The sequence below is a fragment of the Aeribacillus composti genome (genome assembly GCF_031760945.1).
Lineage (GTDB): Bacteria > Bacillota > Bacilli > Bacillales > Aeribacillaceae > Aeribacillus > Aeribacillus composti.
Map to the genome: position 1 here is coordinate 2834454 of NZ_CP134501.1, position 18192 is coordinate 2852645.

Consider the following 18192-nt stretch of genomic DNA (forward strand, 5'->3'; position numbering starts at 1 on the left):
CCTTTCCGCCTTTTTCAAATTATTTCGCTTCATACCACGTAGAACCGTAAGAATAATCAACCTTTAACGGCACTTTTAGCTGAATGGCATTTTCCATTACTTCCGGAACAAGCTTTTCTAAAATTTCAATTTCATCCTTTGGCGCTTCAAACACCAATTCGTCATGAACTTGAAGCAGCAGTCTCGTTTGCAAATTTCGTTTTTCAATTTCTTGCGCCATATCGATCATCGCTTTTTTGATAATATCCGCTGCACTTCCTTGAATCGGAGTATTCATGGCTGTTCGCTCGGCGAAGCTTCTGATATTGAAATTTCTGCTCGTAATTTCCGGAATATATCTCCGACGCTGCATTAGTGTCGTTACATAGCCTTTTTGCTTCGCCTCTTGGATTATGCCATCCATATATTCTTTAACGCCTTTATAAATTTCAAAATATTTTTTAATAAATTCACCAGCTTCTTTTCGGGTAATTCCTAAGTTTTGCGACAATCCGTAATCGCTGATTCCGTAAACAATCCCGAAATTAACTGCTTTTGCCTGTCTTCTCATGTTGGAGGTCACTTTATCTTCTTCAACATGGAACACATCGATCGCCGTTTTTGTATGAATATCAAGATCTTGTTGAAACGCTTCAATCAATTTTTCATCTCCAGATATATGCGCAAGCACTCGCAGTTCAATCTGGGAATAGTCCGCTGCAAAAATGACCCAATCTTTTTTAGAAGGGATAAATGCTTGACGAATTTTGCGGCCTTCCTCAAGGCGAATCGGAATGTTTTGCAAATTCGGGTCTGTGGAGCTTAATCTTCCGGTTTGCGTTAATGCTTGATTAAATCGGGTGTGGATTTTATGCGTATCACGATGGACAACCTTCAGCAGCCCTTCAATATACGTCGATTGAAGCTTTCCGAGCTGCCGGTAATGCAAAATTTTCTCCACAATTTCGTGCTGTCCTCTCAATTTTTCTAAAACGTCCGCAGAGGTCGAATACCCCGTTTTGGTCTTTTTCAAAACCGGTAGATTGAGCTTTTCAAATAAAATCGGCCCAAGCTGCTTCGGAGAATTAATGTTAAATGACACTCCAGCTAGACGATGAATATCCTTTTCTAATTGCTTCAGCTGTTCATCAAGCTCTTTTCCCATTTCTTTCAGACGGTTGACGTCTATCTTTACTCCTGTTGTTTCCATGTCAGATAAAATGGCTGACAGCGGAAGCTCCAATTCGCTGAATAAATGAAATTGTTCATTTTCTTCTAATTCTTGTATTAATAATTCTTCCAGCTCATAAATGGCTAACGCTTTTCTGGCAAGATGTTCGCCTAAAATGTCTTCATCAGGGATATGACGTTTAGCGCCTTTTCCGTAAATCACTTCATCCTTTTGAACTAAATGTTTATTTTTTGCCTTGGCAAGCTCGGCTATGTCGTCAATCGTTTCAGACGGGTTTAAAATGTATGAGGCAATGAGAACATCAAACTCAATACCTGCTAAATCAATGTTTCGCCAGCGCAGCGCCACAATTGATTTTTTTGCATCATACACCACTTTCCGCTTTGTTTCGTCCTTCACCCATTCTATGAACTCTTTTGAATGTAGCGCAATTTCGGCTGGAATGTAAAAACATCCATTTTCGTTTGCGATAGAAAACCCGATGATTTCTCCAGTATGATAATTTTCATCAATGATTTCCACTAAAAGAGCTGCCTTCTCTGATAAAACCTTGTCTGACAGCTTTTCAACTTTTTCGAACTTAATCGTCGGCATTTCATCCGCTTCTTCATTCTCATGCTCTCCCATTTTGTCTAGGAGCGATTGGAAGCCTAGTTCCTTAAAAATTTTCACTACTTTTTCTTTGTCATAGCCTTTATACTCAAGGTCTTGAATTTTTATTTCGACAGGAGCTTCACAATGAATTGTCGCAAGCTGTTTGCTCATTAATGCTTGCTCTTTATAGTTTTGTAAGTTTTCCTTTAATTTTTTTCCATTTACTTCTTCAATCGAATTTAAAATATTTTCGACTGTCTCAAACTGTTTCAGCAATTTAATCGCGGTTTTCTCTCCAACGCCGGGCACACCTGGGATATTATCTGATTGATCGCCCATCAATCCTTTCAAATCAATAATTTGTGCCGGGCTTAGCCCATACTTCTCTTGAATCGATTCAGGCGTGTGCGGTTCAACATCTGTAATTCCTTTTTTCGTGATGGAAACGGTCGTTTTTTCAGTTGCCAGCTGTGTTAAATCCTTATCTCCGGAAATAATTTTCACTTCAAAATCTTGCTTCTCAGCTTGTCTCGCAACTGTTCCAATAATATCATCAGCCTCATAATTTTCGAGTTCATATGTTGTAATTTTGTAGGCATCAAGCAAATCCCGTATAAATGGTAGCTGCTCCGACAATTCAGGCGGGGTTTTTTGCCGAGTTCCTTTATATTCTTTAAAAGTTTTATGCCGGAACGTTGTTTTCCCTGCATCAAATGCAACAAGAATATGTGTCGGTTTTTCTTCCTCCAGTACTTTTAACAGCATATTTGTAAAGCCGTAAATTGCATTCGTATAAATCCCCTTATCATTATTTAAAAGCGGCAAAGCGAAAAACGCTCTGTAAGCAATACTGTTTCCATCAATTAAAACTAGCTTCTTTGTCACTACTACTAGCCTCCTTCAACTAAAAAAGCCATGCCTTCCTTCTATTCTACCATTACTTTCAGCAGAAGAAAAAACATGGCTTATCGATTTTATTCTGTTTCTCCCATTAATATTTTGGCGTATGGAGAATCGAACGGGAGAATGATGACTGTTTCACCGTCGATTGTTTTCTTGTAGGATTGAAGTGTTCTATATAATTCATAAAATTTAGGATCTTTTGAATAAGCCTGGTTATAGAGCTTCGCCGCCTCCGCCTCTCCATGACCGCGGATGGTTTCAGCTTGAGCTTCAGCTTTTGCCAGCATTTCTTTTACTTGTCTGTCCGTTTCAGCAACAATTCGATTTTTTTCTGCATCCCCCATCGATAAATATTCTTGGGCTTTTGATTCCCGCTCTGATATCATCCTAGTAAATACCGATTTTTCATTTGCTTCCGGCAAATCCGTCCGTTTAATTCTTACATCAACCACCTTAATGCCGAAATGATTTTGTTCAAGCAGGTTATTAACAATATTTGTGATTTTGTCATTGAGGCTCCCGCGGGAAGACTTTTCATCATTAATAATTTCATCATAATTCAGTTTTCCAAGCTCCGATCTCACAGTGGAAAAGATAAATTCCGACATTTTTGCCTCTGCATTGACAACTGTTCTTGCATTGGCGATCATTTCTTTCGGATCTTCGATTCTCCAAACCGCATAGTTGTCAATTAATATTCGTTTTTTATCCTTTGTATTGATTTCCGCTTCCTCCACATCATACGTTAATTGATGCTTTGGAAGACTTTCAACTGTTTGTATGAAAGGAATTTTTAAATGGAGGCCGGGCTTCTCTATAATTTTTACAACTTCGCCAAATTGACGAACGACTTTATATTCATTTTCTTTCACAACAAAAACGTTGCTGAATAAAAATAGCAAACACGCAAATAAACCGGCTATAACAGACCCTAGGCGTATGTATTTCTTCCATTCAAAATTAATTTTCTTTTCATTCTTGTCCATTGTTTTCACCTCTTTTTTGCGTGTTCTCACTCGATTGATCAGCTTTTTGCTGACTTTGCTGATCATTAGGCAGCACTTGCTGCATAGGCTGAACAGGAAAATACTTCATTGTATTTCCATCATCCTTCATAATGTAAATTTGCGCATTTGGCAGCACGCTGTCTATCGTTTCTAAAATTAGACGTTTTTCTGTGATTTCTTTCGAATTTTTGTATTCATTGTATAAAGAATTAAATAGTGCGACTTCCCCTTTCGCTTGTTCAATTCTGGACGCTCTGTCCCCTTCAGCTTTGGAGATGATTGCATCGCGCTCTCCTTCTGCCTCTTTTGTTCGTTTATTCCTATATTTATTGGCTTCGTTTATTTTCGTATTCATCATTTCTCTTGCATCCGTAACGTTTGTAAACGCCTTTCGAACTTCTTCGTTCGGCAAATCAACATCCTGCAATTTGACCGCAATGATTGAAATGCCAATATCATACTTTTTCATCAACGAGCTTAATAATTCTTGCACTTGAGCTTCAATTTCCACTTTTCCGCTCGTTAAAGCATTGTCAATTTTTGTGCTTCCAATAATGCTTCTTAACGAAGCAGATGTTGCATCCCGCAAAATTTCCTTTGGATTTTCAGCATTGAACAAATATTTTGCCGGATTCGTTATTTTCCATTGAACGACCATATCTGCTAACACAATGTTTTCATCGCCTGTAATCATTTTTGTTTCCTTTGGAAAAGACTCAACTTTTCCATCTTTCTCTTTATATCCAAATTGTAAACTGAATGTTTCTTTGGATAGTTTTTTTACCGATTGAATCGGCCATGGCCATTTAAAATGAAGCCCAGGCTCAGTTATACCCTCTTCCACTTTTCCAAATGTAGTAATAACCGCTTGTTCCGACTCGTCTACAGTATACCAGGAAGTAATCGCAACAAGGCCGAGAATGCTGATCAGAAAAATAAATCCAATAATTGTTAATAATCTTCTTATGCTTACCATTATATCCCCCCATCTCTGTCTATTTATTATTTCATACGAAAAAAGTACGATTTTGTTTCATTTAAAAAGCGCAGCCATAAAAAAAAGACGGAAACGTAATTGTTTCCATCTGCAAATGGGCTCCTTGGATGAAGGGGTTTTCGAATGACATTTTAGCAATCAAATGTTAACTTAGCATAAATTGGATGTAAATCTTATGTTAAACTATTAATTGTATCTTTGAAAAGTCACAGTAAAAGTCGTTCCAACACCAACGGTGCTTTTGACTGTCAAATTTGCTTGGTGTGCTTCTACTAAATGTTTTACGATCGCAAGCCCTAAACCAGTTCCACCTGAGTTTCTGCTTCTAGCTTTATCAACTCTATAAAAACGCTCAAAAATTCTAGGAATTTCCTCTTCTCTAATTCCAATTCCGGTGTCTTGAACAGAAATGGCTACATCATCATGTCCAGCCTTAACAGAAAGGGTCACTTTTCCGCCAGCTGGCGTATACATAATTCCGTTGCTGGCTAAGTTTATAAAAATTTGCTTTAGCCGATGAGGATCGCCTTCAATAAAAACAGGCTCGTCTGGAACATCCAATATAAAATCAATATTTTTTTCTTTCGCTTTTCTATCTAGCAAATGATGAATTTCTTTTAAAAACTCGTTTACATTGCATTTTCTAAGCTCCAGCTGAAAGCCCTGCTGCTCGATTTTTGATAAATCTAATAAATCTTGAATTAAAGATTGCATTCGTTCGCTTTCTTTTAAAATGATGGATAAAAAAAAATGCAATGTTTGTTCATCTTTCATGGCGCCATCCAGCAATGTTTCAGAAAACCCTTTGATGGAGGTGATCGGTGTTTTTAATTCATGAGATACATTTGCTACAAAATCTTTTCGTATTTGTTCAAGCTTTTTCAATTCGGTAATATCGTGAAAAACAAGAACGACGCCTTTCCATACTTCGCTTTTTCCAATGATCGGAGCACCGTAAACTTCAAAATGCTTTCTTTCGATGTTAACAGGAAGCATAATATGCTTTCTTATATTTGATTCCGTCAAAAAAATTTCTTCGACCATTTGAATAATTTCTTTATATGCGATCGCTTCTTGGTAAGATTTATATAAATAATCCTCTTGATTAATTTGAAAAATTTCTTTAAACGCTTTATTCATAAGGCTAATATAGCCACGTTCATCAATGAAAAGAAGACCGCTTCCCATGTTTTCAATCAATGTTTGCAGCCTTTCCTGGTGCAATTCCTGGGTTCTTGTCATGTCTTGAAGGTTGCGTGCCAAAATGTTGATGGATTTGCTCAACATACTCGTTTCGTCGCCTGATGAATTTTCATATGTTCTCGCTTTGTAATTTCCTTTTGCAAGCTCCATCGCCACTTCTGTCGCCGATTCGATCGGTTTCGTATATTGCTTCATAATGCGGGTGCCAAAAATTAAAATGATCGTTAATGCCGCAATAAGACTCCCTATAATGAAAAACCAAATTTCTTTATTCATCGCTTCGAAATATTTGATGGAAGTCCCGAAAACTAAAAATCCCTTTCGTTCATCTTGTTGAAAGATGGGAATACCGTAAAATAACAAATCAGCTTGATCGAGATCTAGGCGAAATCCTTCCTTTGCATTTCGGTGGTTGGTCAAGATCAGTTCTGATAATCTTTCGTCGCTTTGATGAAAGCTAGGACCTGTTTTAAAAACGATGTTTCCGTCCATATCCATAAAAAGAAGGAGTGAGTTTAACTTTTCGCTCATTTCCTCCATTTTATGCTTCATTTCGGTAGAACCTATCTTTTCATTCTCAATGACCAGCTTGATCAACTCGGCTTCTTTTTTAAATTGCTTCTCATAATTGATGAAGTAAAACGATTGAAATAATTGTCCTAAAATAAATCCAAAACCAAGCAGAACAGTAATAATTAATGCTGTAAACGCAAGAAGCAGTTTTGAACGGAACTTACTCATTTAGCTTTGGATCCTCCAGTTTGTAGCCTAGACCTCTGATCGTTTTAATATATTCAGGCTTTTTCGTATTCCGTTCAATTTTTTCTCTTAAATGGCTGATATGAACATCCACAATTCTTGTATCACCGGCAAAATCATAATTCCAAACAGCGCTTAATAACTGATCCCTTGTCAAAACTCGGCCTTTATGTTTTGCAAGATAAAGAAGCAGTTCAAACTCTTTCGGTGTAAAGTCAAGTCTTTCTTGTTCAAAATAAGCTTCATATCGTTCAGGCATAATTTTTAAATCACCGATAATAATGTTGTTTTCTTCCGCTTCTTTTTTTACATGCATGTGAGCATCTTCTGATCTGACACGCCGCAGGATTGCTTTTACCCGAGCGATAATTTCTCTTGGACTGAACGGTTTTGTCATGTAATCGTCCGCACCTAACTCAAGCCCAAGCACCTTATCAAATTCATCATCTTTTGCCGTAAGCATTAAAATGGGCGTCATCACTTTGCGCTGTCTAAGCTGTTTACAAATTTCCATACCATCTATACTCGGGAGCATTAAATCAAGCACAATTAAATCCGGTGCATCTGTAATTGCTTTTTCAAATCCTTCGCTTCCATCCTGAGCAGTAATGACTTCATAGCCTGCTTGTTCAAGATTATACTGAAGAAGAGTGACAATCGATTGTTCATCATCCACTACTAATATTTTTTTACTCATAAAATCCTCCAATAATTTTCTCCTACTGTTCTTATTATTCTTTATTATTATTATAGTCCACGAAGCAGAAAGAACCAATACAAGAAAAGCTGCTTTCAGAAGATTTTAAAGAATCGATAGAAACATGATGGAGCGGTTTTGAAGCGGAAAATTGAAAAAGCGGACGAATTTTCTGTGCAAACTCTCTTTTTTCTTTTATAAGAAAAAGGAGGAACATAACATGTCCTCCTTTTTCTATCATGCACTATATTAATGCTTTCATAACATTTCTTACAGATTCAGCAGATTTTTCCAAAGCTGCTTTTTCTTCATCCGTCAGTTCAAGCTCAATAATTTGCTCTAAGCCATTGCCTCCAAGAATTGTTGGAACGCCTAAATAAATACCTTCAAAACCGTATTCTCCTTCTAAATATGCAATGGCAGGCAATACGCGGCGCTGATCTTTAACAATCGCTTCCACCATTTCTACAAGAGATGCGGCAGGTGCGTAGTATGCGCTTCCGTTTCCAAGCAGGTTAACAATTTCTCCCCCGCCTTTTCTAGTTCTTTCAACAATCGCATCCAAGCGCTCTTTCGGAATTAATTTTTCTAACGGAATGCCCCCTGCGTATGAATAGCGAACTAATGGCACCATATCATCTCCGTGGCCGCCTAACACAAATCCTGTAATGTCTTTGACTGATAAATTCAATTCTTGAGCAACAAATGTGCGGAATCTTGCGGTATCTAAAACTCCAGATTGACCGATGACGCGGTGTTTTGGAAATCCGGATTCTTTATAAACAGTGTAAGTCATTGCATCAACCGGATTTGTCAGCACAATGATAATGGAATTTGGGGAATATTTTACAACTTCTTTTGTGACGCTTTTCATTACTTTTTGGTTGGTCTGCACTAAATCGTCTCGACTCATTCCAGGTTTTCTTGCAATTCCTGCCGTGATCACAACAATATCGGAATCAGCCGTTTCCTCATAGTTTGATGTTCCGATAATGTTCGCATCAAATCCAAGAACAGGGCTTGATTCAAGCATGTCCAACGCTTTCCCTTTTGTCGGATTCTCTGCTTGCGGAATGTCAACGAGCACAACATCTCCCAGCTCTTTTTTTGCCAGCAAAAAAGCTGTTGTCGCACCAGTAAATCCAGCACCAATGACAGAAATTTTCTTTCTTTTAATCGCCATTTCAAGCATCCATCCTCTCTTTTATGTAAGTGATTTTTTCAAAAATGAATCTAAATGGAGAGCTACTTCGTAAAGAAGCAGCTCTCAGTTCTTTGTTTAACCCATGTTTTTAATCAATTCATTGCCGAATTCAGAGCATTTTACTTCCGTAGCTCCGTCCATGAGGCGTGCAAAGTCATAGGTGACAACTTTTGAAGCGATCGTTTTTTCCATTGCTTGAATGATTAAATCAGCTGCTTCTTTCCAGCCTAAATGTTCGAGCATAAGCACTCCAGAAAGAATTACGGAAGATGGATTCACTTTATCAAGTCCGGCGTATTTTGGTGCTGTACCGTGTGTTGCTTCAAAAATCGCATGCCCTGTCTCGTAGTTAATGTTTGCTCCTGGAGCAATACCGATTCCGCCTACTTGTGCAGCCAAAGCATCCGAAATGTAGTCTCCATTTAAATTCATCGTTGCTACTACATCAAACTCGCGCGGACGAGTAAGAATTTGCTGTAGGAAAATATCTGCAATTGCATCTTTAATTATAATTTTTCCAGCTTTTTCTGCTTCTTCTTGCGCTTTGTTAGCCGCTTCTTTTCCTTCTTTTTCAACAATGCGGTCATACTCAGCCCATGTGAATACTTTATCGCCAAACTCTTGCTCAGCCAATTCATATCCCCAATTTTTAAACGCGCCTTCTGTAAATTTCATAATGTTCCCTTTATGAACAAGGGTGACAGATTTTCTTCCGTGTTCAATTGCATAGTTAATGGCCGCCCGGACAAGCCGTTTCGTTCCTTCTTCAGAAATAGGCTTAATGCCGATTCCGGACGTTTCAGGGAAACGGATTTTGTTTACTCCCAGCTCTTTTTGTAAAAATTCAATGACTTTTTTTACTTCTTCTGTCCCTTTTGCATACTCTATGCCAGCATAGATGTCTTCGGTATTTTCACGGAAAATTACCATGTCTGTATCTTGAGGACGTTTTACAGGGGAAGGAACTCCGTTGAAATAACGGACAGGTCTTAAGCACACAAATAAATCCAGCTCTTGGCGAAGAGCAACGTTTAAAGAACGGATTCCTCCACCTACAGGAGTTGTTAACGGACCTTTGATCGCAATCATATACTCGCGTATCACATCAAGCGTTTCTTGAGGAAGCCATTCCCCAGTCTCTTTAAAAGCTTTTTCACCAGCAAGCACTTCTTTCCAAACGATTTTCTTTTCGCCATTGTATGCTTTTTCTACAGCTGCTTCCAGCACTTTTGACGCAGCTCTCCAAATATCAGGACCAGTGCCGTCTCCTTCAATAAACGGAATTATAGGATCATTTGGAACGTTTAAAGTACCATTTGTCATTGTAATTTTTTGACCTTCTGCCACAATCATTACCTCCTAAATATGTATTCTCTATTTGTGTATAAAAGCATGGCCATGCTTAACAGGGAAGAAAAAGGAATCCCTTTTCTATTTTACCTGTTAGCTGCGCTTTTCGATAGGGATAAATACTTGTTTTTCTGGTCCTGTATATTCCGCACGAGGACGAATCAATCGATTGTTTTCATATTGCTCTAAAATATGGGCTAACCATCCAGATGTGCGGCTTATTGCAAAAATCGGCGTAAATAAATCATGATCAATACCTAAGCAATGGTATACAGACGCTGAATAAAAATCAACATTCGGCGGTAAAGATTTTTCAGATGTTACGATTTCCTCAATTTTAGTTGACATTTCATACCATTTCGTTTCACCGGTGATTTCTGTTAGTCTGCGGGACATTTCTTTTAAATGTTTGGCACGAGGATCCCCTTTGCGATAAACTCGATGACCAAATCCCATAATTTTTTCTTTGTTTGCTAATTTTTCGCGAATGTAAGATTCTACATTTTCAGGTTCACCAATTTCTGTTAACATTCGCATAACGCGTTCGTTCGCACCGCCATGCAACGGTCCTTTCAATGCTCCAATTGCCGCAGTAATTCCGGAATAAATGTCCGAAAGCGTTGCCACACATACTCTTGCAGTAAATGTCGAAGCATTCAATTCATGGTCTGCATGAAGAACGAGCGCTTTGTTGAAGGCTTCAATGGAAGTTTGATCAGGTTCTTCACCTTTTAACATATATAAGAAATTAGCGGCAAAGCCTAAATCTGTTCTCGGTTGAACAGGCTCCAATCCTTTGCGGATGCGGGCAAAAGCAGCGACAATTGTAGAAATTTTCGCCTGCAATCGAATTGCTTTTCGATAATTTGCCTCATCAGACATGTTGTCCGCTTCTTCGTCATACAATCCAAGCAAAGATACAGCTGTTCTCAAAGCTGCCATCGGATGTACTTTATCAATCGGATAAGTTTTAAAATGTTCTAATATTTCATTCGGTATCGACGCATTCTCAGCAAGCTGCTTTCTTAATTCCTCTAATTGCTCCTTATTCGGAAGCTTTCGATGCCAAAGCAGGTAAACAACTTCTTCAAAGCTTGCGTTTTGAGCTAAATCGTCAATATTGTAACCAACATATGTCAATGTATCATCAATAATAGAACTTATTGATGAAGTTGTGGCTACCACGCCCTCTAGTCCACGCGTTGCTGTCATGGCTATCTCCCCTTTACATAAAAATTTTCAACTGCAATTCAAATAGAAATAAACAAAATTCATAAAACTTTCATTTTTTCACAAAAAGAAAATGCTTTCATTTCTTTTGTGAAATATTTTTTATCAGTGAAATGATCACCAAACATATGAATTAAAAAATACACCTCTATTATAAACAATTATCAGACTTTTGTGAATCAGATAAATAAGATATTTTTTACGGAATTCTTTTTTTTAATAAAAAAATCTTATAGAATTGAATAAGAATTACTTATTTCAGCATAATAAATCTTTTATTGAATTATGGCCGAATAATATGGATCGTATGTTTATCAATCCATTTTTTTATGAATTGAATAAGAAAAGGCTTTACCCAATTTCTTGTGATTGGAAATAAAAGAAACAAACCGACGATATCCGAAATAAATCCCGGCGTCAATAGCATGATTCCTCCGACTAAAATAGCAATTGCATCCAAAATGGCATTGCTTGGAATGCGCCCATATTGAATTTCCTTTTGAAGATTTCGCACAGCCTGAATTCCTTGTTTTTTCGCCAAATAAGCCCCAACAAAGCCTGTTAAGATAATCAATAGCACAGTCGGAAGCACCCCGATCGTCTTTCCAGATAAAAGCAAAACCCCTATTTCACAAGCCGGTGCAACAATAAAAAAAATCAATAATGTTCGCATATGCTATCTCCTCCATATATAAAATACCCGTTCCCTACTCTTTACTATACAAAAGAGAGATGTAAAATACTCGTTTCTTAATCTTTACTATACAAAAAAAGAGAAGGAACTGAAATCCTTCTCCTTTCAAGCAAAATTATAGAACGCTCGCATGTCCTTTATATATCATCCCTTGTATTGCATCCACAGTGACTTCCATACCATCCTTCAAAATTTCTGTTGCATTTTCTACCCCGACAATGACTGGAATGCCAAGGCTCAAACCGACTACGGCCGCATGGCACGTTAAGCCGCCTTCTTCCGTAACAAGTGCAGCTGCTTTTTCAATCGCTTCCATCATGTCTATGTCGGTCCCATTCGTAACGAGAATTGAACCTTTCACCATTTTCTCAACAGCTTCTTTACTATTCTTTGCAACGATAACCTTTCCAAATGCCGATGCTCGTCCAATCCCTTGACCTTTTCCTAAAACATCGCCAACAACATGGACTTTCATCAGATTTGTGGAACCTGTTTCTCCTACAGGTACTCCGGCTGTAATAATCACTCGATCTCCATGTGTAATAATTCCAGTGTTTATAGATTCACGCACAGCTATGTCAAGCATTTCATCTGTTGTTGTAGCAATTTGTCCTATTGTTGGATGCACACCCCATACAAGGGCAAGCTTACGGCATACTTTACTGCTGGATGTTACTGCAATAATCGGCGCTTTTGGCCGATATTTCGAAATCATTTTGGCCGTATAGCCGCTGACTGTTGGCGTGATAATGGCCGAAACGTCCAAATTAATCGCCGTATAAGCTACTGATTGTCCAATTGCATTTGTGATCGTTGAATCAGCAACTTTCGTATGTTTCGTTAAGGCTTGGCGATAATCTAAAGCTTGTTCAACGCGGGAAGCAATTTTATGCATCGTCTCCACTGCTTCTACCGGATATAAACCGGCAGCTGTCTCGCCTGAAAGCATAATTGCATCGGTTCCATCAAAAATAGCGTTTGCTACATCGCTGGCTTCCGCCCGGGTAGGTCTTGGGTTTCGCTGCATCGAATCAAGCATTTGAGTAGCAGTAATAACAGGTTTTCCTAATTGATTGCATTTGCGAATCAGTTCCTTTTGGACAAGCGGAACATCTTCAGCGGGAATTTCTACTCCTAAATCTCCTCGAGCAACCATTAGCCCGTCGGAAACTTCCAAAATTTGATCAATATTGTCAACGCCTTCTTGATTTTCTATTTTCGGGATAATTTGAATATCGTCAGCTTGGTGTTCCTCCAACAGTTGACGAATTTCCAATACATCGGAAGCGCGGCGAACAAATGATGCAGCGATAAAATCGACTCCCTGCTCAATGCCAAACAAAATATCTTTTGCATCTTTCTCCGTAATTCCAGGAAGATTGACACTAACTCCGGGAACATTGACTCCTTTTTTATTTTTCAAAATTCCGCTGTTTAATACCTTCGTTTCAATTTCCTGTTTTTCTTTATCAATCTTTGTAACTTCTAAACCAATTAATCCGTCATCAAGCAATATTTTAGAACCAACGGACACATCATTGATTAATCCTTTATATGTAACCGAAATTTTTTCTTTCGTGCCGACAACCTCTTCCATTGAAATAAGAAGGCGGGATCCTGCTTCTAATTGTATCTCCCCGTTTTCCATTGTATGCGTTCGAATCTCAGGGCCTTTTGTGTCCAATAATATTGCAACACTTTTGCCCAAGCGCTTCGCTGCCTCCCGAATGTTTTGAATTCTCGCTTTATGCTCCTCATGATCTCCATGCGAAAAATTGAGCCGAGCCACATTCATGCCGGCCTTAATTAGTTTTTCCAACATTTCGATGCTCTCGCTTGCAGGACCTATTGTACAAACAATTTTCGTTTTTCGCATAAATTGGCATACCTCCTAAACATTATGAAAACGATCCCATGTTCATACTTTATATAGAAAGTTCTTTTGAAAGCTTGTACATTGACTTATCAACCGTATGAGGCTGATCCAAAATTTCTAAAATGTCATGATCCACAAGCTGATTATTTTGGATGCCTACACATCGTCCGCCTTTACCATTAAGAAGCAGTTCCACCGCATAAGCGCCTAGTCTGCTTGCCAATACTCTATCAAATGCGGTAGGCGATCCGCCGCGTTGAATGTGGCCTAATACAGAAACACGCGTTTCAAAGTTTGTCATCTCTTTGATCTTTTGGCCTATTTCGACGCCGCTTCCCACACCTTCAGCGACAATAATAATACTATGTTTTTTCCCTCTTTCATGGCCTCGTTTTAATCGATCGATGATTTCCTCTATTTTGAAATCTGCTTCCGGAATTAAAATGGTTTCCGCACCTCCGGCAAGCCCGGACCATAAAGCGATGTCACCGGCATCCCGACCCATTACTTCTATTACGTATGTACGCTCATGGGAGGTAGCTGTATCACGAATTTTATCAATTGCTTGTATCACCGTATTAAGTGCTGTATCAAAACCGATCGTATAGTCAGTTCCAGGTATGTCATTGTCGATGGTGCCCGGCACCCCAACGCATGGATATCCATGTTCAGTCAACTTTTTTGCGCCCATGTAGGAGCCGTTTCCGCCAATAACGACAAGACCTTCAATCCCGAATTTCTTCAATTGTTCAATTCCTTTTTTTTGTCCTTCGATTGTTTTAAATTCTTCGCACCGTGCCGTATAGAGCATCGTTCCACCGCGATGAATGATGTCACCTACTGAACCAAGTTCAAGCTTTTGAATTTTTCCCGAAATAAGACCTGAGTAACCATTATAAATTCCATAAACTTCTAATCCATGAAAAATTCCTTTGCGGACAACGGCACGAATTGCAGCGTTCATGCCAGGAGAATCGCCGCCGCTCGTTAAAACGCCGATTTTTTTCATAATTTCACCTCTCTTGGACTGCTCAAACAAAGCTTACATAAAATAATGATCATATTATCTGATAATCGCTGAGCATAGTAAGCTTAGAATAGTTAAATTCTTTATTATTATACACAAAAAGAAGCGATGCGAAAGATAAAAATAAAAAAATAACGTGCGGCTCCATCAAGGAGCGCACGTTACTGCGTATTTGTCACTTGTTCGTCAATAACGGCCCCAATACTTTTAAATTTTTCGTACCGATGCCTGATCAGCTCTTCTCCGCTCATATTGGTCAATTCTTTTAATGAACGTTTTAAAGCCTGTTCAATGTGTTTAGCTTGCAATTGGACATCCCTATGTGCCCCGCCTTTTACTTCCGGAATGATATCATCAATGACACCAAGCGCTTTTAAATCTTGGGCAGTGATCTTCATTGTTTCTGCCGCTTTTTTAGCTAAGCCGGCATCCTTCCATAATAGGGCGGCAGCCCCTTCGGGAGAAATAACTGAATAAGTAGAATTTTCCAACATATATATATGATTTCCTACTCCTAATGCTAATGCGCCGCCGCTTCCCCCTTCTCCAATGACAATACATATAATTGGAACAGAAAAACCGGCCATTTCAAACAAATTTCTGGCAATTGCTTCACTTTGTCCCCGCTCTTCTGCAGCTTTTCCTGGGTAAGCTCCTTTTGTATCGATAAATGTAATAATAGGGCGGTTAAACTTGTTCGCCTGTTTCATAAGGCGCAATGCTTTACGGTAACCTTCAGGATGCGGCATACCAAAATTTCTTCGGATATTGTCTTTCGTATCTTTTCCTCTTTGCTGCCCGATTACCGTTACAGGGATCCCATGAAATTTTGCAACGCCTCCTACAATCGCTTCGTCATCACCAAAATATCTGTCTCCGTGGCATTCGAAAAAATTTTCAAATAACAGCTCAATATAATCAAGCGTTGTAGGGCGATTCGGATGGCGTGCGATTTGGACGCGATTCCACGGGGAGAGGTGATCATATATTTCCTTTTCTAAATTTTTTAGTCTTGTTTCCAGCTTTTCAATTTCAGCCGACAAATCTACATCCGCTGTTTTTGTAAATTCCTTTAATTCATGAATTTTTTTCTTTAATTCTATAATCGGCTTTTCAAATTCCAGTTCTCCTACCAATCTACATCCCCCTTTGCTTGGTGTATATCCAAGAGGTTGATTAACGTATCCCGCAGTTGGTGGCGGTGCAATACAGAATCAAGCTGCCCATGCTTCAGCAGAAATTCAGCAGTTTGGAAATCTTCCGGAAGCTCTTCTCTGATCGTTTGTTCTATGATTCTGCGCCCTGCAAAACCGATTAATGCACCAGGCTCGGCAAAATTGTAGTCACCTAAAGAAGCGAAGCTAGCCGATACTCCCCCTGTAGTCGGATGGGTCATAACCGAAATAATGAGTCCGCCTTCATCGCTGAATAATTTTAAAGCAGCGCTAGTTTTCGCCATCTGCATTAAACTGAGGACGCCTTCTTGCATACGAGCACCGCCTGAAGCTGTGAAAATAATAAAGGGGATGTTTTTTTTCTTCGCTTTTTCAATTGCCCTTGTAATTTTTTCTCCAACTACCGAACCCATGCTCCCCATGCGAAAACTCGCATCCATAACGGCAATCACTACTGGAAATCCGCCGATTGTTCCTTCGCCTGTCACGACAGCTTCATTTAGCTTCGTTTTCTCTTTGTCTTTTTCTAGCTTTTCTAAATACCCTTCAAAATTAAGAGGGTTTTCAGAACGCATATCGCTGTCATATTCTAAAAAGCTGCCATGATCTAAAAGGCTGGCAATTCTTTCTCTCGCTCCCATTTGAAAATGGTAGCCGCAGTTGTTGCACACTTTCAAATTTTTTTCAATTTCTTTTGAGTACATAATCTTTTTACATTTTGGACATTTTGTCATAATACCTTCAGGAACATCATATTTTGCATGTCCGGAAGGGATCGATGCATATTTTTTCTTTTTTGAAAAAATGTTTTTTATCAAAATAGAACCTCCCTTTTTGGCTGAATAATGTCTTCATTGCAAGGGATGACACCTTCAATCAATCTTAAATCTTCCGGATCTTCTTCCTATATCTTTTGAGAGGTATTCAAATATTATAAATATATCATATTTTTCTTTCTCCCAACAGCAGAGAAGAGAGGTTTCTCATTCTTTCGCCATTTGTAGCCGCTTTTATTTTCCAATAATAGCAAGCTTTCTTGTTTTTTCCGCAACTTCTTCCGGATCTACTTTTATGCGTGCAACACCTGTTTCCATTGCCGTTTTCGCAACAGCTGCAGCAACACATGGTGCAACCCTTGGATCAAACGGCGCCGGAATAACATAATCAGGACGAAGCTCATCTTCCTTAATAAGAGAAGCAATCGCTTCAGCAGCAGCCATTTTCATCTGTTCATTTATATGTGTTGCTCTTACATCCAATGCTCCACGGAAAATCCCTGGAAATGCTAAAACGTTATTCACCTGGTTAGGGAAATCTGAACGTCCTGTTCCAATGACTTTTGCTCCAGCTTCTTTCGCATCGTCAGGCATAATTTCCGGATCAGGATTGGCCATAGCGAAAATGATCGGATTATCCGCCATTAATTTTACCATTTCTTTTGTTAGGGCTCCTGCGACTGACACACCGATAAAAACATCCGCTCCTTCGATTACATCGGCCAAAGAGCCCTCTAAGCGATTATGATTTGTATATTTAGCCACTTCAGCTTTTATGCTGTTCATTCCGTAAGGGCGTCCGTCGAAAATGGCTCCTTTTGAATCGCACAAAATAATGTCACGAACACCATAGCGATATAATAATTTTATAATAGCTATTCCAGCCGCTCCTGCTCCGTTTGCGACAACTTTAATATTTGACATCTCTTTGCCGACCAGCTTCAACGCATTTAATAAACCAGCGACAGTTACAATGGCGGTTCCGTGTTGATCGTCATGGAAAATCGGAATGTTCGTTTCCTTTTTTAAACGCTCTTCAATTTCGAAGCAATTTGGTGCGGCAATATCTTCCAAGTTTATGCCGCCAAAAGTCGGCTCAAGAAGCTTTACTGTCTCAATAATTTTTTCCACATCTGTCGTATCTATACAAATCGGGAACGCATCGACACCTGCAAAGCTTTTAAATAAAACAGCTTTTCCTTCCATGACAGGGAGAGCTGCCTCCGGTCCGATGTTTCCAAGCCCTAAAACGGCTGTTCCATCAGAGACAACCGCCACCATATTCCCTTTCATCGTATACTCATACACTTTGCTTTTATCATCATAAATTGCCTTGCACGGCTCAGCCACTCCAGGAGAGTATGCTAAACTTAAATCTTTTGCATTTCGTACCGGAATTTTTGATTTTGTTTCAAGTTTTCCCTTCTGAACACTATGAATATGTAATGCTTCTTCTCTTAATGACAACCTTTATCACTCCTTAACAACATGGATAATCGTCAAAATGGAAAGACCACTTTTTAGATATT

The 18192-nt window shown here is 39.0% G+C and carries 14 protein-coding genes; all 14 read right to left on the minus strand.

Annotated elements, in window-relative coordinates:
* Window positions 1-19 precede the first annotated feature (19 nt).
* Window positions 20-2650 carry a DNA polymerase I gene (gene polA / locus RI196_RS13820; RefSeq protein ID WP_311066377.1) on the minus strand — a complete coding sequence of 877 codons (2631 nt, stop codon included), beginning with the start codon at window positions 2648-2650 and terminating at the stop codon, window positions 20-22.
* A gap of 89 nt (window positions 2651-2739) precedes the next feature.
* Complete coding sequence (hflC, locus tag RI196_RS13825; RefSeq protein ID WP_094246329.1) at window positions 2740-3654, minus strand: protease modulator HflC; 915 nt, start codon at window positions 3652-3654, stop codon at window positions 2740-2742.
* Window positions 3641-4651 carry an FtsH protease activity modulator HflK gene (gene hflK, locus RI196_RS13830; RefSeq protein ID WP_311066378.1) on the minus strand — a complete coding sequence of 337 codons (1011 nt, stop codon included), beginning with the start codon at window positions 4649-4651 and terminating at the stop codon, window positions 3641-3643. Before hflK ends, hflC begins: the two co-directional genes overlap by 14 nt.
* A 207-nt stretch (window positions 4652-4858) precedes the next feature.
* Window positions 4859-6616, minus strand: a complete 1758-nt coding sequence (gene pnpS / locus RI196_RS13835) for a two-component system histidine kinase PnpS (protein WP_311066379.1) — start codon at window positions 6614-6616, stop codon at window positions 4859-4861.
* Window positions 6609-7331, minus strand: coding sequence for a response regulator transcription factor (locus RI196_RS13840; RefSeq protein WP_063387489.1), 723 nt, complete (start codon window positions 7329-7331; stop codon window positions 6609-6611). The genes pnpS and RI196_RS13840 overlap by 8 nt, the downstream gene beginning before the upstream one ends.
* Before the next feature lie 244 nt (window positions 7332-7575).
* Window positions 7576-8514, minus strand: coding sequence for a malate dehydrogenase (mdh, locus tag RI196_RS13845; RefSeq protein WP_063387488.1), 939 nt, complete (start codon window positions 8512-8514; stop codon window positions 7576-7578).
* A gap of 96 nt (window positions 8515-8610) precedes the next feature.
* Window positions 8611-9882 carry an NADP-dependent isocitrate dehydrogenase gene (gene icd, locus RI196_RS13850; RefSeq protein ID WP_066247811.1) on the minus strand — a complete coding sequence of 424 codons (1272 nt, stop codon included), beginning with the start codon at window positions 9880-9882 and terminating at the stop codon, window positions 8611-8613.
* 96 nt (window positions 9883-9978) lie between these two features.
* The gene (citZ, locus tag RI196_RS13855; protein WP_063387400.1) at window positions 9979-11097 is read right to left on the minus strand and encodes a citrate synthase; all 1119 of its coding nucleotides are present in this window, start codon (window positions 11095-11097) and stop codon (window positions 9979-9981) included.
* Between the two features lie 301 nt (window positions 11098-11398).
* Complete coding sequence (locus RI196_RS13860) at window positions 11399-11788, minus strand: FxsA family protein (protein WP_311066381.1); 390 nt, start codon at window positions 11786-11788, stop codon at window positions 11399-11401.
* A gap of 136 nt (window positions 11789-11924) precedes the next feature.
* Window positions 11925-13685 carry a pyruvate kinase gene (gene pyk / locus RI196_RS13865; protein ID WP_311066382.1) on the minus strand — a complete coding sequence of 587 codons (1761 nt, stop codon included), beginning with the start codon at window positions 13683-13685 and terminating at the stop codon, window positions 11925-11927.
* A gap of 49 nt (window positions 13686-13734) precedes the next feature.
* A complete protein-coding gene (gene pfkA, locus RI196_RS13870) occupies window positions 13735-14694 on the minus strand; it encodes a 6-phosphofructokinase (RefSeq protein ID WP_063387397.1) in 960 nt (319 codons plus the stop codon).
* Window positions 14695-14873: 179 nt separating this feature from the next.
* On the minus strand, window positions 14874-15848 hold the full coding sequence (accA, locus tag RI196_RS13875) for an acetyl-CoA carboxylase carboxyl transferase subunit alpha (RefSeq protein WP_311066383.1): 975 nt from the start codon (window positions 15846-15848) through the stop codon (window positions 14874-14876).
* Window positions 15842-16705, minus strand: a complete 864-nt coding sequence (gene accD / locus RI196_RS13880; protein ID WP_066247816.1) for an acetyl-CoA carboxylase, carboxyltransferase subunit beta — start codon at window positions 16703-16705, stop codon at window positions 15842-15844. Before accD ends, accA begins: the two co-directional genes overlap by 7 nt.
* Window positions 16706-16897: 192 nt before the next feature.
* Window positions 16898-18130, minus strand: a complete 1233-nt coding sequence (gene ystJ, locus RI196_RS13885; protein ID WP_311066384.1) for an NADP-dependent malic enzyme — start codon at window positions 18128-18130, stop codon at window positions 16898-16900.
* Window positions 18131-18192: the final 62 nt, after the last annotated feature.

Bases quoted from the DNA above. Each gene is read 5' to 3' on its own strand.
- pfkA (WP_063387397.1), bottom strand. From the start codon at position 14,694: ATGAAAAAAATCGGCGTTTTAACGAGCGGCGGCGATTCTCCTGGCATG.
- pyk (WP_311066382.1), bottom strand. From the start codon at position 13,685: ATGCGAAAAACGAAAATTGTTTGTACAATAGGTCCTGCAAGCGAGAGC.
- RI196_RS13840 (WP_063387489.1), bottom strand. From the start codon at position 7,331: ATGAGTAAAAAAATATTAGTAGTGGATGATGAACAATCGATTGTCACT.
- pnpS (WP_311066379.1), bottom strand. From the start codon at position 6,616: ATGAGTAAGTTCCGTTCAAAACTGCTTCTTGCGTTTACAGCATTAATT.
- hflK (WP_311066378.1), bottom strand. From the start codon at position 4,651: ATGGTAAGCATAAGAAGATTATTAACAATTATTGGATTTATTTTTCTG.
- mdh (WP_063387488.1), bottom strand. From the start codon at position 8,514: ATGGCGATTAAAAGAAAGAAAATTTCTGTCATTGGTGCTGGATTTACT.
- citZ (WP_063387400.1), bottom strand. From the start codon at position 11,097: ATGACAGCAACGCGTGGACTAGAGGGCGTGGTAGCCACAACTTCATCA.
- hflC (WP_094246329.1), bottom strand. From the start codon at position 3,654: ATGGACAAGAATGAAAAGAAAATTAATTTTGAATGGAAGAAATACATA.
- RI196_RS13860 (WP_311066381.1), bottom strand. From the start codon at position 11,788: ATGCGAACATTATTGATTTTTTTTATTGTTGCACCGGCTTGTGAAATA.